Source organism: Campylobacter sp. BCW_6464, assembly GCF_001762775.1.
In the GTDB taxonomy this organism is placed as follows: domain Bacteria; phylum Campylobacterota; class Campylobacteria; order Campylobacterales; family Campylobacteraceae; genus Campylobacter_D; species Campylobacter_D jejuni.
The window spans coordinates 8,273-11,074 of sequence record NZ_MJXM01000082.1; the positions used below are offsets into that span (position 1 = coordinate 8,273).

General features: G+C 29.3%; 3 protein-coding genes. All 3 read right to left on the reverse strand.

What is annotated here, in order from left to right; translation table 11 throughout:
• Positions 1–82: 82 nt before the first annotated feature.
• Entirely contained in the window at positions 83–1,087 is a 1,005-nt protein-coding gene (gene legI / locus AJ885_RS09590) for a N,N'-diacetyllegionaminate synthase (protein ID WP_070281221.1), read from the reverse strand.
• Between the two features lie 46 nt (positions 1,088–1,133).
• Complete coding sequence (locus AJ885_RS09595) at positions 1,134–2,093, reverse strand: hypothetical protein (RefSeq protein ID WP_070281223.1); 960 nt, start codon at positions 2,091–2,093, stop codon at positions 1,134–1,136.
• A 56-nt stretch (positions 2,094–2,149) separates the two neighbouring features.
• Positions 2,150–2,802: class I SAM-dependent methyltransferase (locus AJ885_RS09600; RefSeq protein WP_070281225.1), on the reverse strand; the 653-nt coding region annotated here is incomplete at its 5' end.

A 2,802-nucleotide genomic window follows, 5' to 3' on the forward strand; every position in this document is an offset into this window, starting at 1 on the left:
TTTATCATTTTGAATTTCATGACATAAATTTCTTAAAAGATACCATTCAGCCCTTGTTGCACTGACTATACAAATTTTTCTTTTACTCACGGATAAGCTCATCTTCTTTGTAGTTTTTAGTAGCAATCTTACCCAAAAACTCTTCATATCTCATAGCACTTACACCATTTGCAGGGCGTTTGGTGGTAAGATTTTCTTCGCTAAAAATCTCTCCTTTTTTGATGTCTTTTTTGGCCACTAAACTTTTTCTTACTATGTTGATATTTTTTTGTTCGCTTTTGCTTGCTTTTTTTATGCCATCACCCATAGCCTTTTGTATTTGTCTTATTTGAGCGCAAAGCATTTTTAGTTCATGAGGTTCTAGGCTTGCTTTATGATCAGGCCCTGGCATATTTTTATCTAGAGTGAAATGCTTTTCTATCACACAAGCTCCTAAGGCCACAGCAGCTAGAGAAATGTGTATGCCTTGAGTGTGATCAGAATAACCCACATCAAGCTTAAAAGCATCTTTTAAGCTTTGCATGGCTTTAAGATTGACTTCATTAAAAGGGGCAGGGTATTCTGTGGTGCAGTGTAAAAGAGTGATGTTTTGGCGTTTAGTACCGTTTTTGCAAAGTACATTTAAAGCTTCTTCTATCTCGCCTAAATTTGCCATGCCTGTTGAGAGTATGATTTTTTTATTAAGCTTTGCAATTTTTTTAAGATAGGGTAGATTGGTGATTTCTCCGCTTGGAATTTTAAAGATTTTTAAACCTAACTCATCTAAAAGATCTACGCTTTCAAGATCAAAAGGAGTAGAAAGAAAGGTGATATTGCATTTTTTTGCGTGCAAGATAAGTTCTTTATGAGCTTTAAGATCGAGTTCAAGTTTTTGCACCATTTGAAGCTGGCTCTCATTGTTAGCTGTGGTTTTAAGCTGATAGGGTGCTTTTTTAGCCTTTGTGCTGATACAGTTTTTGGCTTTAAAACTTTGAAATTTAACAAAATCAGCCCCTGAGTTAGCTGCGATTTCTATTAACTTTTTAGCTAAATTTAAATCACCATTGTGATTGACTCCTGCTTCTGCGATGATGAGAGTTTTTTTCATAGTTTTCCTTAATTAGAATTAATACAAATATTCTAGATATTATTTTTTAATATCGGTATTTTAAAAATTTATTATTACTAAAATTTTTACAAATTTGGTTATATTCTTTCTGATTAAAAACTATACCACCTATATAAAAACTTGCATTTATAGTAGAAAATTTTTCTTTAAATTTGTAAAGCGTATCGTTATCTTGAACTCCTCCACCCAAGAAACAAAATTTGGAATTATTGTTACTTGCATATTCAAAAAAGAAATCTAATAAAGCTGCATTGGCATTGGATTTTAAAACATTGGCACTTAAATGATAATAAGAAAAATCTCCACAAAGAAAAAATGATGCATAGGCAAGAATTTTATTATTTAAACTTGCTTTTAGTATTTTACTTTCGTTAAAATCAAAGAGTTTTTGAAAATAATTTTCGCTAAAATAATAAAATTTATCCGCTTGGTTTCTTTGCATAGTTTTACTATATAATGTAAAAAAATCTTTATAATCTTTTTTTGTAGCAAAATTTATTTGCAATTCTTCTCTAGCTTTTTTGACATAAGATCTTATTCTAGGGCTATAATTCATACGAATATTATCAATAGCTTTTTCTGTGTTTACAATGATGGTTTCTCTACTTTTGGTAAAAAAAGGTAAAAGTTTTGAATATATTTTTAGATTTTCATCAAAAAGATGAAATCGGATAAAAAAAGCAATGATGTTTTGTTTAAAAGCTTCTGTTTTTAAAGCTTTTAAAGCTTCTTTGATGAAGTCTTCATTTTGAGAATTGCAATATATTCCACCATATCCATAAGGACTTTGCAAATCATAAAATTGAGAATTCTCTATTTTTTCCTTTATGGCTATAACCTTAAATACAAATCCATTTTTACTATACGAGAAATCAAATGTTTCTCCATAAAGTTCAGCATATTTTTTGTTAAGATAAATATCATTTGATAAGCAAGAATAACGATTGTGAACTTGCAAATAATTTTCTAAAGAAATTCTACTCATCTTCCACTCCTTATAGGAGTTATTGATGTACCCCCCCCCATAAAATATTTCATTAATTAAATCCTTTCTCCTTCTATGATAAATAATTTGTCAATTAATTTGTTGTCAGCTTCAAGGCTTTGTGTTTGTAGTTTTATCCATTTAAAATATTTATTTTTGTATAACTTTTTAAGATCTTTTTTGTTTGAATATCTAATCATTCCTACATGAGTATAAATACCACTCTTTGGAAGTTGAAAATCATCATTCGTATTGTCATATCCTTCAATACCTTTAGATATTGTGCTAGAAAAGAATTTTCCATTTATTTTTAATTTCATGATGGCTTTATTGAAAATTTTCTTTGTTTTTTCAAAATTATTGCAACAGAGTGAACAATTATCAATAATAGCATCAAAACTTTCATCTTCAAATTCATCAAGTTTTTGTTCATAATCTCCAATTTTAATTTCTTGTATACGGTGATTTAAATTTTCATTTTCTAGACATTGCTTAAATCTTTCTACTCCCGTTTTACTCCATTCTATGCCACTAACACTGAAACCTTCTTTAGCGCAAAACCAAAGATTAGCACCTGTGCCAAGTCCTAATTCTAGTATATTTATTTTACTTCTATCTTTAACATTGTAAAAATTCTTTGCAATAAAACGGATTAAATTTTCGCTAGGGTATTTCCCCCATTCTTTTTGGGAAAAAATATTTTCCCAAA